General features: G+C 68.9%; 17 protein-coding genes and 2 pseudogenes. 17 read left to right on the forward strand and 2 right to left on the reverse strand.

Annotation, left to right across the window (positions count from 1 at the left end):
- Window positions 1-8 precede the first annotated feature (8 nt).
- The 7 genes and pseudogenes from RBJ77_RS27890 to RBJ77_RS27920 all read left to right on the forward strand — a co-directional run bounded on the left by RBJ77_RS27890 (window position 9) and on the right by RBJ77_RS27920 (window position 9,702).
- Window positions 9-464 carry a hypothetical protein gene (locus RBJ77_RS27890; RefSeq protein WP_372347544.1) on the forward strand — a complete coding sequence of 152 codons (456 nt, stop codon included), beginning with the start codon at window positions 9-11 and terminating at the stop codon, window positions 462-464.
- Between the two features lie 290 nt (window positions 465-754).
- A pseudogene (gene typA / locus RBJ77_RS27895) lies at window positions 755-2,682 on the forward strand (translational GTPase TypA).
- A gap of 766 nt (window positions 2,683-3,448) precedes the next feature.
- Window positions 3,449-4,480: an ABC transporter permease gene (locus RBJ77_RS27900; protein WP_372347545.1), complete on the forward strand. Its 1,032-nt coding sequence runs from the start codon at window positions 3,449-3,451 to the stop codon at window positions 4,478-4,480.
- 108 nt (window positions 4,481-4,588) lie between these two features.
- Window positions 4,589-6,385 carry an ABC transporter substrate-binding protein gene (locus RBJ77_RS27905; protein WP_372347546.1) on the forward strand — a complete coding sequence of 599 codons (1,797 nt, stop codon included), beginning with the start codon at window positions 4,589-4,591 and terminating at the stop codon, window positions 6,383-6,385.
- Window positions 6,386-6,495: 110 nt separating this feature from the next.
- A complete protein-coding gene (locus tag RBJ77_RS27910; protein WP_372347547.1) occupies window positions 6,496-7,473 on the forward strand; it encodes an ABC transporter permease in 978 nt (325 codons plus the stop codon).
- Between the two features lie 9 nt (window positions 7,474-7,482).
- On the forward strand, window positions 7,483-8,544 hold the full coding sequence (locus tag RBJ77_RS27915) for an ABC transporter ATP-binding protein (protein ID WP_372347548.1): 1,062 nt from the start codon (window positions 7,483-7,485) through the stop codon (window positions 8,542-8,544).
- A 27-nt stretch (window positions 8,545-8,571) separates the two neighbouring features.
- Window positions 8,572-9,702 (forward strand): ABC transporter ATP-binding protein, encoded by a 1,131-nt coding sequence (locus RBJ77_RS27920; RefSeq protein WP_372347549.1) that lies wholly within the window; start codon window positions 8,572-8,574, stop codon window positions 9,700-9,702.
- A 428-nt stretch (window positions 9,703-10,130) separates the two neighbouring features.
- Here RBJ77_RS27920 and RBJ77_RS27925 read toward each other — a convergent pair whose 3' ends face one another.
- Window positions 10,131-10,847: a trans-aconitate 2-methyltransferase gene (locus RBJ77_RS27925; RefSeq protein ID WP_372347550.1), complete on the reverse strand. Its 717-nt coding sequence runs from the start codon at window positions 10,845-10,847 to the stop codon at window positions 10,131-10,133.
- A gap of 142 nt (window positions 10,848-10,989) precedes the next feature.
- Here RBJ77_RS27925 and RBJ77_RS27930 point away from each other — a divergent pair, with 142 nt between their 5' ends.
- The 5 genes from RBJ77_RS27930 (at window position 10,990) to RBJ77_RS27950 (ending at window position 16,761) form a co-directional block, all read left to right on the forward strand.
- Window positions 10,990-12,627, forward strand: coding sequence for an ABC transporter substrate-binding protein (locus tag RBJ77_RS27930; RefSeq protein ID WP_372347551.1), 1,638 nt, complete (start codon window positions 10,990-10,992; stop codon window positions 12,625-12,627).
- 80 nt (window positions 12,628-12,707) lie between these two features.
- A complete protein-coding gene (locus tag RBJ77_RS27935; protein WP_255976929.1) occupies window positions 12,708-13,631 on the forward strand; it encodes an ABC transporter permease in 924 nt (307 codons plus the stop codon).
- On the forward strand, window positions 13,624-14,637 hold the full coding sequence (locus RBJ77_RS27940) for an ABC transporter permease (RefSeq protein WP_372347552.1): 1,014 nt from the start codon (window positions 13,624-13,626) through the stop codon (window positions 14,635-14,637). Before RBJ77_RS27935 ends, RBJ77_RS27940 begins: the two co-directional genes overlap by 8 nt.
- A gap of 5 nt (window positions 14,638-14,642) precedes the next feature.
- Window positions 14,643-15,629 (forward strand): ABC transporter ATP-binding protein, encoded by a 987-nt coding sequence (locus tag RBJ77_RS27945; RefSeq protein WP_372347553.1) that lies wholly within the window; start codon window positions 14,643-14,645, stop codon window positions 15,627-15,629.
- On the forward strand, window positions 15,613-16,761 hold the full coding sequence (locus RBJ77_RS27950) for an ABC transporter ATP-binding protein (protein ID WP_372347554.1): 1,149 nt from the start codon (window positions 15,613-15,615) through the stop codon (window positions 16,759-16,761). Before RBJ77_RS27945 ends, RBJ77_RS27950 begins: the two co-directional genes overlap by 17 nt.
- Before the next feature lie 153 nt (window positions 16,762-16,914).
- Here the strand turns inward: RBJ77_RS27950 and RBJ77_RS27955 are convergent, their stop codons facing one another.
- Complete coding sequence (locus RBJ77_RS27955; RefSeq protein WP_372347555.1) at window positions 16,915-19,062, reverse strand: prolyl oligopeptidase family serine peptidase; 2,148 nt, start codon at window positions 19,060-19,062, stop codon at window positions 16,915-16,917.
- Window positions 19,063-19,274: 212 nt separating this feature from the next.
- Here RBJ77_RS27955 and RBJ77_RS27960 point away from each other — a divergent pair, with 212 nt between their 5' ends.
- From RBJ77_RS27960 to RBJ77_RS27980, 5 genes and pseudogenes are all read left to right on the forward strand, one after another.
- Complete coding sequence (locus RBJ77_RS27960; protein ID WP_372347556.1) at window positions 19,275-19,463, forward strand: hypothetical protein; 189 nt, start codon at window positions 19,275-19,277, stop codon at window positions 19,461-19,463.
- Window positions 19,464-19,635: 172 nt separating this feature from the next.
- Window positions 19,636-19,830 carry a hypothetical protein gene (locus RBJ77_RS27965; protein ID WP_255976940.1) on the forward strand — a complete coding sequence of 65 codons (195 nt, stop codon included), beginning with the start codon at window positions 19,636-19,638 and terminating at the stop codon, window positions 19,828-19,830.
- 104 nt (window positions 19,831-19,934) lie between these two features.
- Entirely contained in the window at window positions 19,935-20,882 is a 948-nt protein-coding gene (gene mshB / locus RBJ77_RS27970; RefSeq protein ID WP_372347557.1) for an N-acetyl-1-D-myo-inositol-2-amino-2-deoxy-alpha-D-glucopyranoside deacetylase, read from the forward strand.
- Window positions 20,879-21,337, forward strand: a complete 459-nt coding sequence (locus RBJ77_RS27975) for a DUF6113 family protein (protein WP_372347558.1) — start codon at window positions 20,879-20,881, stop codon at window positions 21,335-21,337. Before mshB ends, RBJ77_RS27975 begins: the two co-directional genes overlap by 4 nt.
- Window positions 21,338-21,490: 153 nt before the next feature.
- Window positions 21,491-21,767, forward strand: a pseudogene (locus tag RBJ77_RS27980) (hypothetical protein); the annotation flags it as partial.

Here is a 21,767-nt window from a genome sequence, read left to right on the forward strand (position 1 = left end):
GACGCGTCATGAAGGTCGACGACGAGAGCTACTTCAAGGACCACATCGCGTCCCGGCCGGTACGACCTGGCGCTCTCACTCGTGGCTCCGCCTCGGCCTACCCGGCCACCGACGCCCGCCCCATCTACGCCAAGCCGATCCCGGCTCGCCGACTGGTTCGCTCACCGCCGAGCAGAACTACACCCGCGTCGGCACCGCACCACACCGACCAGCTCTTCGACCAGGCCATCGGCGGCGCCTTCTCGACGCCTGACGAGAGGAGCGGTCTGGTGAAGCACGCCGACGCCCGGATCTGTGGCCGCGGCCGGCTCCATCCCGCTCTACCAGCGGCCGAGCTGGTCGCCGCCCGGCCGGATCTGGCCAACGCCGGGGCCTTCGGGTTCCAGGAGCCGGAGGCCGAGGACATCGGCTACCTGAAGCCGCGAAGCCGTCCGCCGTCAGGGTCCCCGTCGACCGGCTCGTAGCTTCCGCGCGGAGGAGCCCGCATGCGGCCGCCTGACAGATCTTTAGCTGCAGATCGAGCTCGGTCTCCCTTGCCCGCCGGCTCCACCCGGCGGGCAAGGTTCGTTATACCCGTTGACCTGCGGTTTTTCCCTGCTGTGCGGCTCACCCCACCTCCCTGAGGAGCCTCGGCAGGCCCCCACCCGTCAAGCCACGTACCATGGGGTAAGGCCGTGGCGTGTCCAGCTCCGGCAGGGCGCGCGTATCACTGACGGTACGCGCAGCCGTCCACTCACTCCGGGAGTACGCCGCAATATGGCCACGCGCCACGTTACATCCGAAACGCGTCGCCATCGTCGCTGCTCACGTCGACCACGGCAAGACGACCATCGCTCGACGCCATGCTCAAGCAGGCCGGCTCCTTCGCCGCGCAGCACGCCGCCGAGTCGCTCGACGATCGCATGATGGACTCGAATGACCTGGAGCGTGAGAAGGGCATCACGATCCTGGCCAAGAACACGGCGGTCAAGTACCACCCGAAGGATGGCGCGCGACGTCATCACGATCAACATCATCGACACCCCGGGCCACGCCGACTTCGGTGGCGAGCGTCGAGCGCGGTCTGTCGATGGTCGACGCGGTGGTCCTGCTCGTGATCGCCTCCGAGGTCCGCTCCCGCAGACCGCTTCGTGCTCCGCAAGGCGCTCCAGCAGCAGCCTCCCGCTGATCCTCTGCAGTCAACAAGACGGACCGCCCGGACTCGCGGATCGACGAGGTCAGTCAACGAGACGTACGACCTCTTCTCCTCGACCTGGACGCGGACGAGGAGCAGATCGAGTTCCCGATCGTCTACGCGTGCGCCGTGACGGCATCGCGTCGCTGACCAAGCCGGCTCGACGGCACGTCCCTGGCGACTCCACCAACCTGGAGCCGTTCTTCTCCACGATCCTGGAGCACGTCCCGGCTCCGACGTACGACGAGAGGCCCCCCTCAGGCGCACGTCACGAACCTGGACGCCGACAACTTCCTCGGCCGCATCGCGCTGCTCGCGTCGAGCAGGGCGAGCTGCGCAAGGGCCAGACCGTCGCGTGGATCAAGCGCGACGGGACGATCCAGAACGTCCGCATCACCGAGCTGATGATGACCGAGGCGCTCACCCGCAAGCCCGCCGAGGTCGCGGGCGGTGACATCTGCGCCGCGTGCCGGCATCCCGGACATCATGATCGGCGAGACCCTGGCCGACACGGAGAACTCCGGTCGCGCTGCCGCTCATCACGGTGGACCAGCCGGCCATCTCCATGACCAGATCGCTGCCAACACCTCGCCGCTCGCTCGGCCGGTGGCACGGGCGAGGGCGCGGCCGCCAAGTCGGCCGTCAAGGACCGCAAGGTCACCGCCCGCCAGGTCAAGGACCGCCTGGACCGCGAGTCTGATCGGTAACGCTCCGCTCCGCGTCCTCGACACCGAGCGTCCCGACGCCTGGGAGGTCCAGGGCCGTGGTGACGCTCGCGCTCGCCACATCCTGGTGCCGAGCAGATGCGCCGCGAGGGCTTCGAGCTGACCATCGGCAAGCCGCAGGTGGTCACGCAGGAGATCGACGGCAAGACGCACGAGCCGGTCGAGCGCCTCACGGTCGACGTCCCCGAGGAGCACATGGGCGCGGTCACGCAGCTCATGGGCGTCCGCAAGGGCCGGATGGACAACATGTCGAACCACGGCTCCGGCTGGGTCCGCATGGAGTTCGTCGTCCCGTCCCGCGGCCTCATCGGCTTCCGTACGGAGTTCCTGACGAACACCCGTGGTACGGGCATCGCCCACTCCATCCACGAGGGCCACGAGCCGTGGTTCGGCACGCTGACGACCCGTAACAACGGCTCGCTGGTCGCCGACCGCGCCGGCGCCGTCACCGGGTTCGCGATGACGAACCTCCAGGAGCGCGGCGTGCTGTTCACCGAGCCCGGCACCGAGGTGTACGAGGGCATGATCGTCGGCGAGAACTCGCGCGCCGACGACATGGACGTGAACATCACCAAGGAGAAGAAGCTCACCAACATGCGCTCCGCCTCCGCCGACTCCTTCGAGGCGATCGTCCCGCCGCGCAAGCTCTCCCTGGAGCAGTCCCTGGAGTTCTGCCGCGACGACGAGTGCGTCGAGGTGACCCCGGAGGCCGTGCGCATCCGCAAGGTCGTCCTGGACCAGAAGGAGCGCGGCCGCTCGGCCTCGCGCGCCAAGCACAACTGACCCACAGGCAGTTGGGCCCGGTACCCCGAAAGGGGTGCCGGGCCCTTTGCGTTGCCGCTAACCTGCCGTTGTCTACGCGGGGTGAACGGGACGGGTCATGCGTCGCCCAACAAAGGGTCAAAAGCCGTCCCCGCGCAAGTGATTAAGTCCACCTCGGTGTCCGGTATCCGGGCGCGAGTGGTCGATAGATATGTAACACGTCCGTTTCGTGTCCCTCTATCTCAGATCCGTTTGTCCGGATTTTGGGAGATGTACGCATCAGGTGTGATCGAACCGAGACCAAAAGAGTGTGGTCGCGACAGCCCGGGTGGCTAATAGTTGACGGCGTAGAGCTCGGGTCAATGGGTCACGCGCTGTGGGGAGCGCCGACTCGCGAGCACACTGGGGCACTTACATCTTCGCCGTCAGGGGTGTCGGCCGGATGTCCTGTGCCTCCACTTGTAGTGAACAAAGTGGACTCATGAGGAGGAACCCATGCGAGGTGCCACAAGCGCCATATGGGTCGCGTCGTCCCCGATGACAGGTGTTGTAAGTCCCGCGGGTGCGCTCAGTCCCGCGGGCGAGGTAACGATCCAGCGTCGCGAACGCCCTTGACGGCTCGGCCTGTTGTCCGGCCGAGGCCGGCGGCAAGCCAGGGTTCCCCAGGGGTGGGTTCACCCCAGTCGTTGTTCCCCTCGCGCGCTTCGAATGACGTACGCCGTGCGATGGCCGTCGGACTCTTCTCCGTACCTCCGACGACCGCCAACACCTGTGAAATGGACGAATCATGACGAGTCCAATCGAGATTGAGGGCGCCGTTACCTCTTCCGCCTTGGACAAAGAGAGCGCGCCGCAGGGTGACGCCAAGGAGCCCAAGAAGCTGGAGGGGCGCAGCCCCGGCCAGCTGATGTGGCGCCGCTTCAAGCGGGACAAGACGGGCATCATCTCCGCCTTCGTCGTGCTGTTCTTCTTCCTGATAGCCGCGCTCGCGCCGGTCATCACGAAGCTGTACGGCAAGGACCCGTACACGTTCTACGGCCAGGACGACCCGACGCTCCTCAACGAGTTCAACCTGCCCGCCGGGCCCAACGGCGGCATGTCGCCCGAGCACTGGTTCGGCATCGACCCGAACTACGGGCGTGACGTCCTCGCGTACCTCCTGTACGGCATGCGGACGTCGCTGGGCACCGCGCTGCTGGCCACCATCGGCATGGTGTTCATCGGCATCGTCATCGGCCTGACGGCCGGTTACTTCGGCGGCAAGATCGACTACTGGCTCGGCCGGCTCATCGACTTCATGCTCGCCCTGCCCAACCAGCTCTTCATGGTGGCGGCCATGCCCGTCATCGTCACCGTGTTCGTGGCGCCCGACGAGGAGACGCCGACGATCGTCCGCTTCCTCGCCATCACCGGCGTCATGTGGCTGCTCACCTGGATGAGCCTCGCGCGACTGATCCGCGCCGTCACCCTCTCCCTGCGCGAGCGGGAGTTCGTGGAGGCCGCGAAGGTCGCGGGCGCCTCGCCCTGGCGGATCATCCGCAAGGAGCTGCTGCCCAACCTGGTCACCCCGATCATCGTCCAGGGCACGTATCTGCTCCCCAGCACCATCCTCTCGGTCGCCTTCCTCTCCTTCGTCGGCGTGGGTTACCAAGACCCCACCCCCGACTGGGGCCTGATGTTCGCCACCGCCGCGAACATCTACGAGCAGGACCCGACCTACATGTTCTTCCCGGGTGTCGCCATGGTCGTCTTCGTCGTGGCGTTCAACCTCCTCGGTGACTCGGTCCGGGACGCCTTCGATCCCAAGACCGGACGCTGATCCAGCGTCACCGCAGGGGGAAGCTGCCACCCGGGCGCCGGGACGACCAACCGGATGCGCCAGGCAGCACCAAAGGATCACTACTCACAGGCAGGTGGACTCAACTCCATGAGCATCCTTCGATCGCGCACGGCGCAGGCAACGGTCGCCGCGGCAGCCGTCGGCGCCCTCGCTCTGACCGGCTGCAGCAGTGGCAGCAAGGACAGCAACAAGCCCGCGGGCAAGTCCCAGGAAGAGGCCAAGGCCCAGGCCAAGCCGGTCGCCATGGGTACCGCCCAGGACTCGGTGGGTCCGGCCAAGCCGGTCGCCGGTGCCAAGAAGGGCGGCACCGTCCAGGTCTACCAGGAGGCGGACTTCTCGCACCTGGACCCGGGGCAGATCTACGTCTCGGACGCCGGCATGCTCTCCAAGCTCCTCTACCGTGGCCTGACCACGTACACGGAGAACGAGAAGGGCGACCAGACGGTCGTCGGTGACCTCGCGACCGACCCGGGCAAGTCCTCGGACGGCGGCAAGACCTGGACCTTCACGCTGAAGGACGGGATCAAGGACCAGAACGGCCACGTCATCACCTCGGCCGACATCCGTCACTCCATCGAGCGGCTCTACGACCCGTTCCTGACGGACGGTCCGACCTACATCCAGCAGTGGCTGTCGGGCGCGGGCACCAAGTACCGCGAGGCCTACAAGGGCCCGTACAAGGGCAAGCACCTGCCCAAGACGGTCCTGGACACGCCGGACGACAAGACCATCACGTTCCACTTCCTCGAGGCGCACACCGACGTGCCGCAGGCGCTCGCCATGGCCGCCTACTCCGTCGTGCCCGAGAAGACGGACACGAAGCAGAAGTACGACCAGGCGCCCGTCGCCACCGGTCCGTACAAGGTCGCGTCCTACAAGTCGGGCAAGTCGCTCTCCCTGGTCCGCAACGACAACTGGGACGAGAAGACCGACCCGCTGCGTCACGCCTACGTCGACGGCTGGAACATCGAGTTCAACCACGACAAGGCCGACCAGACGAAGACGATCCTGGCCGACCGCGGTGACGCGAAGAACGCGATCATGTTCACCGGTCAGGTCGACGCCACGCAGCTGCAGAAGATCACGTCCGACAAGGCCGTGATGAAGCGCACGATCCAGGGCTACGCCCCGTACGTGTGGCAGCTGAACTTCAACATGGACCGCGTCAAGGACAAGAAGATCCGTGACGCCATCTCCCTGGCGATGCCGGCCACCTCGGTCGCCCGCGCCGACGGCGGTGCCTACGGCGGTGACGCGGCCACGTCGCTGATGTCGCCCACCACCCCGGGCTACGACGCCAAGTACGACCCCTTCAACCGTGCGAAGAAGCCGAACGGCGACATCGAAGCGGCGAAGAAGCTCATCAAGGAGGCGGGCGCCGAGGGCAAGAAGCTCGTCTACGCGTACGCCAACACCCCGGTCCGTACCACCCAGGCGAACCTGATCATCAACAACCTGGAGAAGATCGGCCTCGACATCCAGAAGAAGGAAGTCGACCAGGCCACGTGGTACGAGCAGATGGGCAAGGTCAAGAACGGCTTTGACCTCTACATGACCGGTTGGGGCCAGGACTGGGCCGACGGCAACACCGTCTTCCCGCCCTCCTTCGACGGTGCGCAGATCCAGGACGGTGCGTCGAACTACTCGCACACCAACGACGAGCACGTGAACTCGGAGCTCGGCCGCATCCAGAAGATCGCGGACGCCGACCAGCGCGCTGCGGAGTACGCCAAGCTCTCGAAGTACATCTCCGAGAAGATCAACCCGGCTGCGCCGATCTACTACACCAAGGTGTTCCAGATCGCCGGTTCGAACGTGGGTGGCCTGCGCTACGGCCAGGTGGTCAGCTACACCGACCCGACCACGATCTACCTGAAGAAGTAAGCAGCTAAAGGCAGTTCCCAGGGGTGAGGGCGCGGCGGAGCCCTCACCCCCGGGCCGCCGGACCCCCTCCTGGCCTCCCACCGCCGCCGTCCTGAGAGCAGCTTTCTGCCATGCTTCGATTTCTCATACGCCGGGTGTCTGGCGCAGCACTCATCCTTCTGCTGATCAGCGCCTTCACGTTCTTCATGTACTTCGCCATCCCACAGGACCCGGCGACACTCGCGTGCGGCAAGAACTGCACCCCGGACGCGCTGGCGATCATCCACAAGAACCTCGGCCTCGACGACCCGGTGCCGGTGCAGTACTGGCATTACCTCTCCGGCATCTTCGTCGGACGGGACTTCGGTGTGGGGCACTGCGACGCGCCGTGCTTCGGCGTCTCGTTCCGGAACAACCAGATGGTGTGGGACACCATCATGGACCGCCTTCCGCTGACGCTCTCGCTCACCTTCGGCGGCCTCGTCGTCTTCCTGTTCGTCGGTCTCGGCGCCGGCCTCATGGCCGCCCGCTACCGCGGCACCTGGCTCGACAAGATCTTCAGCGGCGGCTCGCTGGTGCTCAGCTCGTTCCAGATCTACTTCCTCGGCCCGATCGTGCTCGGCATCTTCGTCTACAGCACCGGATGGCTGGACAAGCCCAAGTACGTACCCATCACGGAGGATCCCGCCGGCTGGTTCATGGGCCTGCTGATCCCCTGGATCGTGATGGCGACGATCTTCACGGCCAACTACACGCGTATGTCGCGCTCGTCGATGATCGAGCAGCTGCAGGAGGAACACGTCCGGGCCGCCAAGGCCAAGGGCATGAGCAGCCGCTACGTCTTCTACCGCTACGCGTGGCGCGGCTCGGTCATCCCGATCATCACCATCCTCGGCATGGACATCGGCGCCCTGCTCAGTGGTGGCATGGTCACCGAACTCACCTTCGGTCTCGCCGGGTTCGGCCGTCTGGCCCGTGACTCGGTCGTCCTGAAGGACCTGCCGGTGCTCATGGGCGTCATGATCATCAGCGCCGCCTTCATCATCATCTGCAACATCGTTGTGGACGCCATGTACGCCGTGGTCGACCCGCGCGTGCGTCTGTCCTAGGAGAACCCCGTGACCACACTCACCAAGACCGAGGACGCTCCGGCCCCGACCGGTTCCGACGCGTTCCTTTCGGTGCGCGACCTGCGGGTGCAGTTCTCCACCGAGGACGGCGCCGTCAAGGCGGTGGACGGGCTCTCCTTCGACCTGGAGCGCGGCAAGACGCTCGGCATCGTCGGCGAGTCGGGCTCCGGCAAGTCGGTCACCAACCTGACCGTGCTCGGCCTGCACAACCCGATGACCGCCACCATCGACGGCGAGATCGTCCTCGACGGCCAGGAGCTGCTCACCGCCTCGGAGAGCGAGATGGAGAAGCTCCGCGGCAACAAGATGGCGATGATCTTCCAGGACTCGCTCACCGCGCTCTCGCCGTACTACACCGTGGGCCGGCAGATCTCCGAGCCGTTCCGCAAGCACACCGGGGCCAGCAAGAAGGAGGCCCGGGACCGGGCCATCGAAATGCTCGGCAAGGTCGGCATCCCGCACCCGAAGCAGCGGGTCGACGACTACCCGCACCAGTTCTCCGGCGGCATGCGCCAGCGCGCCATGATCGCCATGTCGCTGGTGTGCAACCCGGAGCTGCTCATCGCGGACGAGCCGACCACCGCGCTCGACGTGACGGTGCAGGCGCAGATCCTCGACCTGCTCAAGGACCTGCAGCAGGAGTTCGGTTCGGCGATCATCATGATCACCCACGACCTGGGTGTGGTCGCGAACATGGCCGACGACATCCTCGTGATGTACGCCGGCCGCGCCGTCGAGCGCGGGTCCACCCGCCAGGTGCTCAAGACGCCCGAACACCCCTACACCTGGGGTCTGTTGAGCTCGATGCCGCGCCTCAACTCGGACGTCGACGAGCCGCTCCTGCCGATCCCCGGCTCGCCGCCCTCGCTGCTCAACCCGCCCTCGGGCTGCCCGTTCCACCCGCGCTGCGCCTTCACCGACAAGGTGACCGACGGCCGCTGCTCGGGCGAGCGTCCGGTGCTTCCGGCCGGCCGCGGCGCCGCCTGCCACCTGACGGCGGACCAGAAGCAGCAGGTGTTCATCGAGACGATTCAGCCCCGGCTGGGCTGAGCTGAAACCGGCGACTGGGGCATGACCATGAGCGACAACAAGAGCAACACCACCACGGCGGTCGCCGACGCGATCCCCGAGCAGCGGGACGGCGAGGCGGCTCCGCTGCTCTCGGTCCGCGGCCTGCAGAAGCACTTCCCGATCAAGGGCGGCTTCCCGATCCGGCGCACCGTCGGCGCGGTCAAGGCCGTCGACGGCGTCGACTTCGACGTCTTCCCCGGCGAGAGCCTGGGCCTGGTCGGCGAGTCCGGCTGCGGCAAGTCGACGACGGGCCGTCTGCTGACCCGCCTGTACGAGCCCACGCAGGGCACGATCACGTACAACGGCCAGGACATCAGCACGGCCAACCGGCGGCAGCTGGCGCCCATCAGGTCCGAGATCCAGATGATCTTCCAGGACCCGTACGCGTCGCTGAACCCGCGCCAGACGGTCGGCTCGATCATCTCCGGCCCGATGGAGATCAACGGCATCAACCCGCCCGGGGGCCGTGAGGCGCGGGTCCGCGAACTCCTGGAGATCGTGGGCCTCAACCCCGAGCACTACAACCGCTTCCCGCACGAGTTCTCCGGCGGTCAGCGCCAGCGCATCGGCGTCGCCCGTGCGGTGGCCCTGGAGCCGAAGCTGATCGTGGCGGACGAGCCGGTCTCGGCGCTCGACGTCTCCATCCAGGCCCAGGTGGTGAACCTTCTCCAGAAGGTCCAGCGGGAGATGGGCATCGCGTTCGTCTTCATCGCCCACGACCTGGCGATCGTGCGGCACTTCTCGCAGCGCGTCGCGGTCATGTACCTCGGCAAGATCGTCGAGATCGCCGACCGCGACTCGCTCTACAACCGGCCGCGCCACCCCTACACCCACGCGCTGATGTCGGCCGTCCCGGACGCCGACATCGACGCGGAGAAGAAGGAGCGCATCCGGCTGGAGGGTGACGTGCCCTCGCCCATCGCGCCGCCGTCCGGCTGCCGGTTCCGTACGCGGTGCTGGAAGGCGCAGGACAAGTGTGCGTCGGAGGAGCCGCCGCTCGTCCAGATCTCCGGCTCCAAGCCCGGTCACCTCACGGCGTGCCACTTCCCGGAGGAGCCGTCGGTGGAGGCCCGTGCCGAGGACATCGTCCTCGACCCGGCGCTGGTTGCCCTGGAGGGCGACCAGGACGACAAGTAGCCCCTACGCACGACACGGCCCGGCCCGGCCCCGGTGACTTCCACCGGGACCGGGCCGCGCCATTTCCGCCCGCGGGCCGGTGGGGGTTGTTCGCGCCGTTCCCCGCGCCCCTGACATACCGACTGCGTCTGCCGGGCCGGGCTTTCGTAGCCGACTAACGGCCGGTGGGGCTCCTCGCGCAGTTCCCCGCGCCCCTGGAGATGCGCACTTCGTGCGGCATCTCCCCGGGGGCCGGGGGAAGGCTGCGCGCAGCGCATGCCTTCCAGGGGCGCGGGGAACTGCGCGAGAAGCCCCCACCGGCCGGCAGCCAAAGTCGGGTTCTTCGGGGGCGCGGGGAACTGCGCGAGAAGCCCCACCGGCCCGCAGCCGGGATCGGGTTTTCAGGGGCGCGGGGAACTGCGCGAACAACCCCCACCGGCCCGCACCCGTCAACGCGGCAGCGCCTCGCACACGGTGATGATCTCCGGGGAGTCGGGGGCGAACGGTGACCCCGTCCAGTCGCCGTAGCGCGCGGTGACCGTGAATCCGGCCTCCGTGAGGAATCCGTCCAGCTCCCCCTCGGAGAGGAACCGCAACGTACTGCGGCTGACCTCCGCCCCGCCCCACCCCACCACGTCGTACGTCGTCGTGAACGTGACGGTCCGCCCGTCGAAGCCGCCCACGACGTCATGCGTCACCCGGACGTCCCCCACCCGGGCGGAGCCCCACCGCTCCCACGCCCGCGCCAGAGGATTCCGCGTCTCGAACGCGAACCGCCCCCCGGCACCGAGCACGTCCCGCACCGCGGCCAGCGACGCCCGGATCTCGTCGTCGTCCACCCACACCTGGAACGCGTGCCCGGTCATCACGACCAGGTCGAACCCGCCCGCCACCCGCGCGGAGCGCAGCGTCCCGCGCACCCACTCCACGTCCCCCCGCTCCCGGGCCACCGCCAGCATCCCCGCCGCCGGATCGAGCCCCACCAGCCGCCCGCCGTGCCCCTCCTCCCGGGCCCGGGCGAGCAGCGCCCCCGTCCCGCACCCCACGTCGAGCACGGACCCGGCGCCCCGCACCAGGTCCAGATAGAAGTCGTCGCAGGCGGCCCATGGATTGAGCGCGTCGTAGAGGCGGGCGAGTCGGGCGTCGGTGAAGGCGTGGTCGACCATCGGCCGATCGTCCCGCACGGCCCGCCCCCGCCGCGAGGCGTTTCCCGTAAGGCCGATCCCGGAGTGCGATATGCCCGGCTTGGGCCGATATTAAGGCGTACGTGTCACGTGAGCGGTACGAGTCGGTATGAGGAGGCACTCCATGCGTGGAGCCACGCACGTCAAATGGGCCGCGGCCGCGGCAGCCGTAGCCCTGACGGCGACGGCCTGTGGAGGCGGCAGCGACAGCGGTGGTGGCGGTGGTGGTGACGGTTCCGGAGTGGTGCGCTCCTCGTGGGGCGACCCGCAGAACCCCCTCGAGCCGGCCAACACCAACGAGGTGCAGGGCGGCAAGGTCCTCGACATGATCTTCCGCGGCCTGAAGCGGTACGACCCCAAGACGGGCGCCGCCAAGGACATGCTGGCGGAGAAGATCGAGACCTCCGACCAGATGAACTACACGATCACGGTCAAGGACGGCTGGACGTTCTCCAACGGCGAGAAGGTCACCGCGAAGTCCTTCGTGGACGCCTGGAACTACGGCGCGAGCCTGAAGAACAACCAGAAGAACGCCTACTTCTTCGGGTACATCGACGGCTACGACAAGGTGCACCCGGACTCCGGCAGCCAGAGCGCCGACACCCTCTCGGGCCTCAAGGTCACCGGGGACAACACCTTCACGGTCAAGCTCAACCAGAAGTTCTCCACCTGGCCCGACACCCTCGGCTACGCGGCCTTCGCCCCGCTGCCCAAGGCGTTCTTCGACGACCACGACGCCTGGGTGAGCAAGCCGGTCGGCAACGGCCCGTACACCGTGGACTCGTACCAAAAGGGCTCCCAGATGTCCCTGCGCAAGTGGGACGACTACCCGGGCGACGACAAGGCGGAGAACGGCGGCGTCGACCTCAAGGTCTACACCGACAACAACACCGCCTACACCGACCTGACCGCGGGCAACCTCGACCTCGTCGACGACGTGCCCGCCGCCCAGCTCAAGAACGTCCAGAACGACCTCGACGGCCGGTACATCAACACCCCGGCCGGCATCATCCAGACCCTCGCCTTCCCGTTCTACGACTCCGACTGGAACAAGGCGGACAGCGACAAGGTCCGCAAGGGCCTGTCCATGGCGATCAACCGCAAGCAGATCACCGAGACGATCTTCGCCAAGACCCGTACCCCCGCCACCGACTGGACCTCCCCGGTCCTCGGCGAGGAGGGCGGCTACAAGTCGGGCCTGTGCGGCGAGTTCTGCGACTACAACCCGACCGAGGCCAAGAAGCTGGTCCAGGAGGGCGGCGGGCTGCCCGGCGGCCAGGTGACGATCGGCTACAACGCCGACACCGGAAGCCACAAGGAGTGGGTCGACGCCGTCTGCAACTCCATCAACAACGCGCTCGGCAACGACAAGGCCTGCGTCGGCAGCCCCACCGGCACCTTCGCGGACTTCCGCAACAAGATCACCGACAAGAAGATGACGGGCCCGTTCCGCGCCGGCTGGCAGATGGACTACCCGCTCATCCAGAACTTCCTGCAGCCGCTGTACTACACCAACGCCTCGTCCAACGACGGCCACTGGTCCAACAAGGAGTTCGACTCCCTGGTCGACAAGGCCAACGCCGAGGCCGACACGGCCACCGCCGTGAAGACCTTCCAGCAGGCCCAGGAGGTCGTCCGGGACAACATGGCGGCCATCCCGCTCTGGTACCAGAACGGCAGCGCCGGCTACTCCGACAAGGTCTCGAACGTCGCGCTGAACCCGTTCAGCGTCCCGGTCTACAACGAGATCAAGGTCAACTGACGTCAGGAGAGCGGCAGTCCGCGCGCCCGACCGGCCCGGCTGCCGCTCTCACCGCTCGCTGAACCGGAACCGGAGTCCTCATGGGACGTTATGTGATCCGGCGCCTGCTGCAGATGATCCCGGTCTTCATCGGCGCGACGCTGCTGATCTTCCTCATGGTCAACGTGATGGGCGATCCCATCGCCGGCCTCTGCGGCGACAGGGCCTGCGACCCTGCCACGGAGGCCCAGCTCAAGAGCGAGTTCGGCCTCGACAAGCCGGTGTGGCAGCAATACCTGACGTACATGGGGAACGTCTTCACCGGGGACTTCGGCACCGCGTTCAACGGTCAGAAGGTCACCGAGCTGATGTCGACCGCGTTCCCGGTCACCATCCGCCTCACCATCGTGGCGATCCTCTTCGAGATCGTCGTCGGCATCTCGCTCGGCGTCATCACCGGTCTGCGCCGCGGGCGGCCCATCGACACGACGGTGCTGCTGCTGACCCTGGTCGTGATCTCCATCCCGACGTTCGTCACCGGTCTCGTGCTGCAGCTGCTGCTCGGCGTCGAGTGGGGCTGGATCAACCCGGCGGTGTCCACCGAGGCCCCGTTCAGCGAACTGATCGTGCCGGGCCTCGTCCTCGCCTCGGTCTCCCTCGCGTACGTGACCCGGCTGACCCGCACCTCGATCGCGGAGAACCGGCGCGCCGACTACGTCCGCACCGCCATCGCCAAGGGCCTGCCGCGGCGCCGGGTCATCACCCGGCACCTGCTGCGCAACTCGCTCATCCCGGTGGTCACCTTCATCGGCGCCGACGTCGGCGCCCTGATGGGCGGCGCGATCGTGACCGAGCGCATCTTCAACATCCACGGCGTCGGCTACCAGCTCTACCAGGGCATCCTCCGCCAGAACACCCAGACCGTGGTCGGCTTCGTGACGATCCTCGTGCTGGTGTTCCTCGCGGTGAACCTGATCGTCGACCTCCTGTACGCCGTACTCGACCCGAGGATCCGCTATGCCTGAACCCCAAGCGCCAGAGCCCTCGTCCTGGTCCGGCGGCGGGCGGGCACCGGAGGACGGGGCCATCGCGGCGACCGGCATGGGCGGCGCCATGGACCTCGCCACGAGCGAGGGCTCGACCGTGGCCGGTGCGCCCGGCGGCTCCGCGGGTGGCCCCGCCGGCAAGCCGCGCAGCCTGTGGTCGGACGCCTGGCGCGATCTGCGCCGCAACCCGATCTTCATCATCTCGGGCCTGATCATCCTGTTCCTGGCGGTCATCTCGATCTGGCCGCAGCTGATCGCCTCCGGCAACCCGCTCTCCTGCGACCTGTCCAAGGCCCAGCAGGGCTCCCAGCCCGGCCACCCCTTCGGCTTCGACGGCCAGGGCTGCGACGTCTACACCCGCACCGTGTACGGCGCCCGCAACTCCATCACCGTCGGCGTCTGCGCCACCGTGGGCGTGGCCATCCTCGGCTCCGTGCTCGGCGGGCTCGCCGGGTTCTTCGGCGGCGCCTGGGACGCGGTCCTCTCCCGGATCACCGACATCTTCTTCGCGATCCCCGTCGTCCTCGGCGGCCTGGTGCTCCTGTCGGTCGTCACCAGCAACACCGTCTGGCCGGTCATCGGCTTCATGGTGCTGCTCGGCTGGCCGCAGATCTCCCGGATCGCCCGCGGCTCGGTCATCACCGCCAAACAGAACGACTACGTGCAGGCGGCCCGCGCGCTCGGCGCCTCCAACTCCCGGATGCTGCTGCGCCACATCACGCCGAACGCGATCGCGCCGGTCATCGTCGTGGCGACCATCGCCCTCGGTACGTACATCGCCCTGGAGGCGACGCTCTCGTACCTCGGTGTCGGTCTGAAGCCGCCGGCCGTCAGCTGGGGCATCGACATCTCGGCGGCGTCCGCGTACATCCGCAACGCCCCGCACATGCTGCTCTGGCCGGCCGGCGCGCTCGCCCTCACCGTGCTCGCGTTCATCATGCTCGGCGACGCGGTGCGCGACGCCCTCGACCCGAAGCTGAGGTAGCGCCCATGCCGTTGCTCGAAGTACGCGATCTGCACGTCGAGTTCCGCACCCGGGAAGGCGTCGCCAAGGCCGTGAACGGGGTGAACTACACCGTCGACGAGGGGGAGACGCTCGCCGTGCTCGGTGAGTCCGGCTCCGGCAAGTCGGTCACCGCCCAGGCCATCATGGGCATCCTCGACGTCCCGCCCGGGAAGATTGCCGGCGGCGAGATCCTCTTCAAGGGCAGGGACCTGCTCAAGCTGAAGGAGGAGGAGCGCAGGAAGGTCCGCGGCGCCGAGATGGCGATGATCTTCCAGGACGCGCTGTCCTCCCTCAACCCCGTGCTCTCGGTCGGCGAGCAGATCGGTGAGCTCTTCGTCGTCCACAAGGGCATGTCGCGCAAGGACGGCAAGGCGAAGGCCGTCGAGCTGATGGACCGGGTCAGGATCCCGGCCGCGAAGGAGCGCGTCGGCCAGTACCCGCACCAGTTCTCCGGCGGCATGCGCCAGCGCATCATGATCGCGATGGCGCTCGCCCTCGAACCCGACCTCATCATCGCGGACGAGCCGACCACCGCCCTCGACGTCACGGTCCAGGCCCAGGTCATGGACCTGCTCGCGGAGCTCCAGCGCGAGCTCAACATGGGCCTGATCCTCATCACCCACGACCTGGGGGTCGTCGCGGACGTCGCCGACAAGATCGCCGTGATGTACGCGGGCCGCATCGTCGAGCAGGCCCCCGTGCACGAGATCTACAAGGCGCCCGCCCACCCGTACACCAAGGGCCTGCTCGAATCGATCCCGCGCCTCGACCAGAAGGGCCAGGAGCTCTTCGCCATCAAGGGCCTGCCGCCCAACCTCCTGAACATCCCGCCCGGCTGCGCCTTCAACCCGCGCTGCCCGATGGCCCAGGACGTCTGCCGGACCGACGTCCCGCCGCTCGCCGAGGTCTCACCGACGCGTCGCAGCGCTTGCCACTTCTGGAAGGAGACGCTCGATGCCTCCACACGGTGAGCACGTCAGCAAGGACGATCTGAAGCGCGAGGGCGAGATCGCCGAGCACCTCCTGCACAAGGCGCAGGCCGAGTCGTCGTACGCGAAGAACGGCTCCGCCTCCGGCCACGAACCGCTCCTGGAGGTGCGGGGGCTGGTCAAGCACTACCCCCTCACCCAGGGCATCCTCATCAGGAAGCAGGTCGGCGCGGTCAAGGCCGTCGACGGCGTGGACTTCGACCTCGGGCAGGGCGAGACGCTCGGCATCGTGGGGGAGTCCGGCTGCGGCAAGTCGACCGTCGCCAAGATGCTGGTGAACCTGGAGCGCCCCACGGCGGGCCAGATCAAGTACAAGGGCGAGGACATCACCCAGCTGTCCGGCCGCGCCCTCAAGGCCGTGCGCCGCAACATCCAGATGGTGTTCCAGGACCCGTACACGTCCCTCAACCCCCGGATGACGGTGGGCGACATCATCGGGGAGCCGTACGAGATCCACCCCGAGGTCGCGCCGAAGGGCGACCGCCGCAAGAAGGTCCAGGACCTGCTGGACGTGGTCGGCCTCAACCCCGAGTACATCAACCGCTATCCGCACCAGTTCTCCGGCGGCCAGCGCCAGCGCATCGGCATCGCCCGCGGCCTCGCGCTGCGCCCCGAGATCATCGTCGCCGACGAGCCGGTCTCCGCGCTCGACGTGTCGGTGCAGGCGCAGGTGGTGAACCTGCTGGAGCGCCTCCAGGACGAGTTCGACCTGTCCTACGTGTTCATCGCCCACGACCTGTCGATCGTGCGGCACATCTCCGACCGGGTCGGCGTCATGTACCTGGGACGCATCGTCGAGATCGGCTCCGACACCGAGATCTACGACCACCCGACGCACCCCTACACGCAGGCGCTGCTGTCCGCCGTCCCGGTGCCGGACCCGGACGCGCGCGAGCACCGGGAGCGGATCATCCTCGCCGGTGACGTCCCCTCGCCCGCGAACCCGCCGTCCGGCTGCCGCTTCCGCACCCGCTGCTGGAAGGCGCAGAAGCGGTGCGAGGAGGAGGTGCCGGAGCTGGCCGTCCCCGCGGTCTTCCGGATCGGCGAGGGCCCGACCCAGCACCCGTCCGCCTGCCACTTCGCCGAGGAGAAGCAGGTCGTGCCATCGGAATAGGGTCCGCGCGTGCCTTTACACGCAGGCAACTCACACGACCCGGCACCGATATACGAACGGGCCACAGTGAACAGCGTACGGCCGTGCGGGTGCCGTGGACCGGGGTCGGAGCGCGCCATGTCGCTCCGGCCCCGGTCGTTTTCCCGGACGGGCCTACAGCCCCAACGACCGCTTCAGGAAGTCCACTTGGAGCAGCAGCAGGTTCTCCGCGACCTGCTCCTGGGGCGTCATGTGCGTGACTCCCGACAGCGGCAGCACCTCGTGCGGGCGGCCGTCGGCGAGGAGCGCCGACGACAGCCTGAGGGCGTGCGCGACGACCACGTTGTCGTCGGCGAGACCGTGGACGATCAGCATCGGCCGGTGGGTGTCGGCGGCCTGGGCGAGGCCGTCGTCCGTCACCAGTGAACTCTTCGCGTACGTCTCCGGGGAGGTGCCCGGATCGCCCAGGTACCGCTCCGTGTAGTGGGTGTCGTAGAGCCGCCAGTCGGTGACCGGCGCCCCCGCGATCCCGGCGTGGAAGACGTCGGGCCGGCGCAGTACGGCGAGCGCCGAGAGGTAGCCGCCGTAGCTCCAGCCGCGCATCGCGACCTTGGCGAGGTCGAGCGGGAACCGGTCGGCGAGCGCGTGCAGGGCGGTGACCTGGTCGTCGAGCGTCAGCGTGAAGTCGCCGCGGATCGACTTCTCGCGGCCCGGCGAGATGCCCGGCGTGCCCCGGCCGTCCGCGACGATCACGGCGAAGCCCTGGTCGGCGAACCACTGCGAGGTCAGGTACGGGTTGTGGGCGGCCATCACGCGCTGCCCGTGCGGCCCGCCGTACGGGTCGAGGAGCACCGGCAGCGGGCCGTCCCCCTCCGCGTACGAGGACGGCAGCAGGACGGCGCACGGGATGCCCGCCGCCTCCGTCAGCGTGACCCGCGGCGCGATCAGCGGCCGTTCGGCGTGCGAGGCGACCTCGGCGACGTGCTTGCCGTCTCGCTCCACGCGGACCCGGGAGCCGGGGGAGTCCAGGGTCGCCGAGACGAGGACGGTGACGTCGCCCGAGCGGACCGCGGAGTGCACGCCGGGCTCGGTGGAGACGCGCTGCACGCCCAGTTCGTTGACGCGGTAGACGTGCACCTCGCCGGTCTCCGGGTCCTCGGCGTCGGCGCCCGCGGACGCCGAGATCAGCACGTCGCCCTCGCCCACGTCGAGGACCGCGCGGACGTGCAACTTGCGTCCGGTCAGCGGCCGTTCACCGACCGCGAGGACCCGCGCCCCGCCCTCGTCGGCGATCCGCACCAGCTGTCCGCTCGGCGACCAGGACGGCGCCCCGGGGAACAGCTCCAGCCACTGGTCGTCCTCGTCGGCGTGCACCATCCGGGTCGAGCCGTCCTCCGGGTCCACCGCCAGGTACAGCTCGCTGAGCTGGTCGCGGGCCTGCACGAGGATCAGCGGGGCGCCGTCCGCTGACCAGTGCACGCGGGCCAGGTAGGGGTAGGCGGTCCGGTTCCAGTTGATCTCGGTGCGCGAGCCGTCCAGGCCGTACGCGAACAGCCGCACCTCGGCGTTGGGCGTACCGGCCGCCGGGTAGGCGTTGCGGGCCGGCTCGCGGTCCGGGTGCGCCGGGTCGGCGATCCACCAGCGCCGTACGTCGGCGTCGTCGGCGCGGGCCACGAGCAGCCGGTCGGAGTCGGGCGACCACCAGAAGCCGCGGTAGCGGGACATCTCCTCGGCCGCGATGAACTCCGCGAGGCCGTACGTCACCGTCGCCGACTCCGGCTCGGCCAGCGCCCGGTCGTCCTCGCCCTCCGCGCCGACCACCCGCAGCGCACCCTGCGCGACGTAGGCGACGTGCCGGCCGTCGGGCGAGGGGCGCGGGTCGAGGACCGGCCCGGCGGCCGGGAGTTCACGCGCCGTACCGGCCCGCAGCTCCGCCGTGAACAGCCGCCCCGACAGCGCGAACGCGGCCAGCTCCACGGCGGCGTCCGTCGCATAGCCCACGACGCCCGCGCCGCCCTCCCGGCTGCGCTCGCGCCGGGCCCGCTCCTGCGCCGACAGGTCCTCCGACGCGCCGCCGAGCAGCGCGGCGGGGTCGGCGGCGAGCCGCTCCTGACCGCTCGTCACGTCGAGCACCCACAGCGCGTTCGCCCGGTCGGTGCCGGACGACGACCGCAGGAAGGCGACGCGCTCACCGTCCGGCGCGATCGTGAACGCCCGCGGCGCGCCCAGCGTGAAGCGCTGCGTTCGCGCGTGCTGACGAGGAAAGGAGTACGACTCGGTCACGCCGTCGGGCCCGGTGTCTGTTCCGCTCTCGGTGGTCATCCCCGAAGCCTAGGTCGCCCTGCGCCCCTCGTGCTCCCGGGCGCCGACTCATGTGCGGCAACGGATAGTTATGGTCCGTAGCGCCCACCGGGTACGACCCCGGCGACGGACCGGCAGCAGGCGGCCGACAGAACGGTCCCCGGCGCGGAGGGCTTCCCGACCATCACCGCGCCGAGGACCGACCCACCAGAAGAACTGGAAGGTGATGCGTGATGACCGTAACCCGGTGTGTGGATTCCCCCTCCGGGCCGTGGGCACACGGCGCGCGGGAGTGGCAGGTGGTCGTGATCACCGTGACGATCACCGTGGTTCTGCTCGCGTGCGCCGGGGTGGACCCCGCGTGGCCGGCCGCGGCGGCCGCTCTCGTCGGGGCGCTGACCGGGGCCGGGCGGCGGGGCTGAGGCACGGGCGCCCCTGGCCGCACGGCGGGGGCGCCATGCGCCCCCGCGCGCTCCTCGCCGCCCCCGGTGCTCCCTCGCGGCGCGTCATGCACCGCTGCGGATAGTTATGATTCGTAGCGCTGTGTGGGTAGGAATCCGTCGGCGACCGGATCACTTTGGAGGAGGGACCGCTGTGGCACTCTCGATCTCGGCCGTGGTGCTGTTCGCGATCATCGTCTTCATCCTGATCAAGAAGTCGGGGCTGAAGGCGGGGCACGCCGTCGTCTGTGTGCTGCTCGGCTTCTACCTGGCGAGTTCCTCCATCGCCCCCACCATCTCCGACCTGACGACGAACCTCGCGGACATGGTCGGCGGCATCAAGTTCTGACCCCGCGCGCCCGGCGCAGGGCCTGTCGTCGAACTCCCGTCTGCCCCGCGGGGCCGCCCCGCGGGCGACGACGGGAGTTCGACGACAGGCCCTAGTCTGGGCCCATGACGGAACTGCCCGGTCGGCGTCTGCTCCTCGTGCACGCGCACCCCGACGACGAGTCGATCAACAACGGCGCCACCATGGCGAAGTACGCCGCCGACGGCGCCCACGTCACGCTCGTGACCTGCACCCTCGGCGAAGAGGGCGAGGTCATTCCGGACGAACTCGCCCATCTCGCCCCGGACCGGGAGAACCTTCTCGGGCCGCACCGTATCGGTGAGTTGGCCGCCGCCATGAAGGAACTCGGCGTCGACGACCACCGCTTCCTCGGCGGCCCCGGCCGCTACCGCGACTCCGGGATGATGGGCGTCGAGCAGAACGACAGGCCCGGCGCCTTCTGGTCGGCCGACCTGGACGACGCCGCCGCCCACCTCGTCGCCGTGATCCGCGAGATCCGCCCGCAGGTCCTCGTCACGTACGACCCGGACGGCGGCTACGGCCACCCCGACCACATCCAGGCCCACCGCGTCGCCATGCGCGCCGCCGACCTGGCCGCCGAACCGGCCTTCCGGCGCGATCTCGGCGATCCGCACACGATCGCCAAGATCTACTGGAACCGGGTGCCCCGCACCATCGTCGAAGAACGGTTCCGGCAGCTCGCGGAGAAGCTCGACGCCACGCCCTTCGACGTCACCGCCGTCGTGTCCGACGTCCCGGGCGTCGTGGCCGACGAGCGGATCACCGCCGAGATCGACGGCCGGCCGTACGCCGAGCGGAAGGCGGCCGCGATGCGCGCACACGCCACCCAGGTCGACGTCCCGGCCGGACCCGGCGACCTCGCGGTCTTCGCGCTGTCGAACGGGCTCGCCCAGCCGCTGTTCGACGTCGAGTACTACGAGTTGGTGCGCGGCGAGCCCGGATCGGCGTACGAGAAGGACCTGTTCGACGGCGTCGAGGGTGGCGACGGCGGCGACGGGGCCAACGACGACCAGGGAGTGACGGTCCGATGAGCGGCGGGAAGAACGGGCGGGCCGCGGCGTCCGCCGGCAAGGGCGCGGCGCCCCAGCAGGTCGACCTGCCGTTCAGCTTCGGCGCGCCCACCGCGGGCCGGATCGCCGCGCTGCTCGTCCTCTTCGTGCTCGGCGCGCTGGTCGGCGCGGCGGGCGCACTGGCCCAAGGGGGCTGGTTCCCGGGCGGGTTGCTGCTCGCACTGCTCGGCGCGGCCGGGCTGTTCCACGGCGGCGCCCGGCTGACCGGCGGCAGATCCGGGGCGGTGGCACCCGCGGCGGGCTGGCTCGTCGCGGTCATCCTGCTCACCGCGAGCCGTCCCGAAGGTGACTTCCTGTTCGGTGCGGGACTCGGCTCCTACCTGTTCCTCCTCGGAGGGATGGCCGTGGCTGTGATCTGCGCCACCCTCGGCCTGACACGGCAACCACCCGCGTCCGCTGCCCGACTTGGGAAGTGACGTGACACTTTGACGGGCACTGCCGTGATCCCCGCGAGGGATTCACCATCCGTCACACAGTGACTTCCCGCGGCGGCCAGTATGGTGGTGCGCGCCGCCGAGCAGCCCGCGCGAGGTCGAGACGGGCGGCGGAGCCAACCGGGAGAACCTGCTTTGAGTCGTGAAACTGACAGTTCGTCCTCCGGGCCCCAGGGGCGCGGCGCTGCCGCCTACCCGTCGGGGACGCCTCCGTACGGAACGTCCGCGCAGGGCGCCACGTCCGGTGACGCCGACCCCGTGGGCCAGGTGCCCCCGGGCGACCAGGGCGCCCCGGACGCCCCCAAGACCGAGACGACGCTGACGACGCGGATCCGGATCAACATCCCCGGCTCGCGTCCGATCCCGCCGGTCGTGATGCGTACGCCGATGAGTGACGTCGACGGCAAGCCCG

Origin of the sequence: Streptomyces sp. KL116D (genome assembly GCF_030766975.1) — a bacterium.
GTDB classification, from domain to species: domain Bacteria; phylum Actinomycetota; class Actinomycetes; order Streptomycetales; family Streptomycetaceae; genus Streptomyces; species Streptomyces longispororuber_A.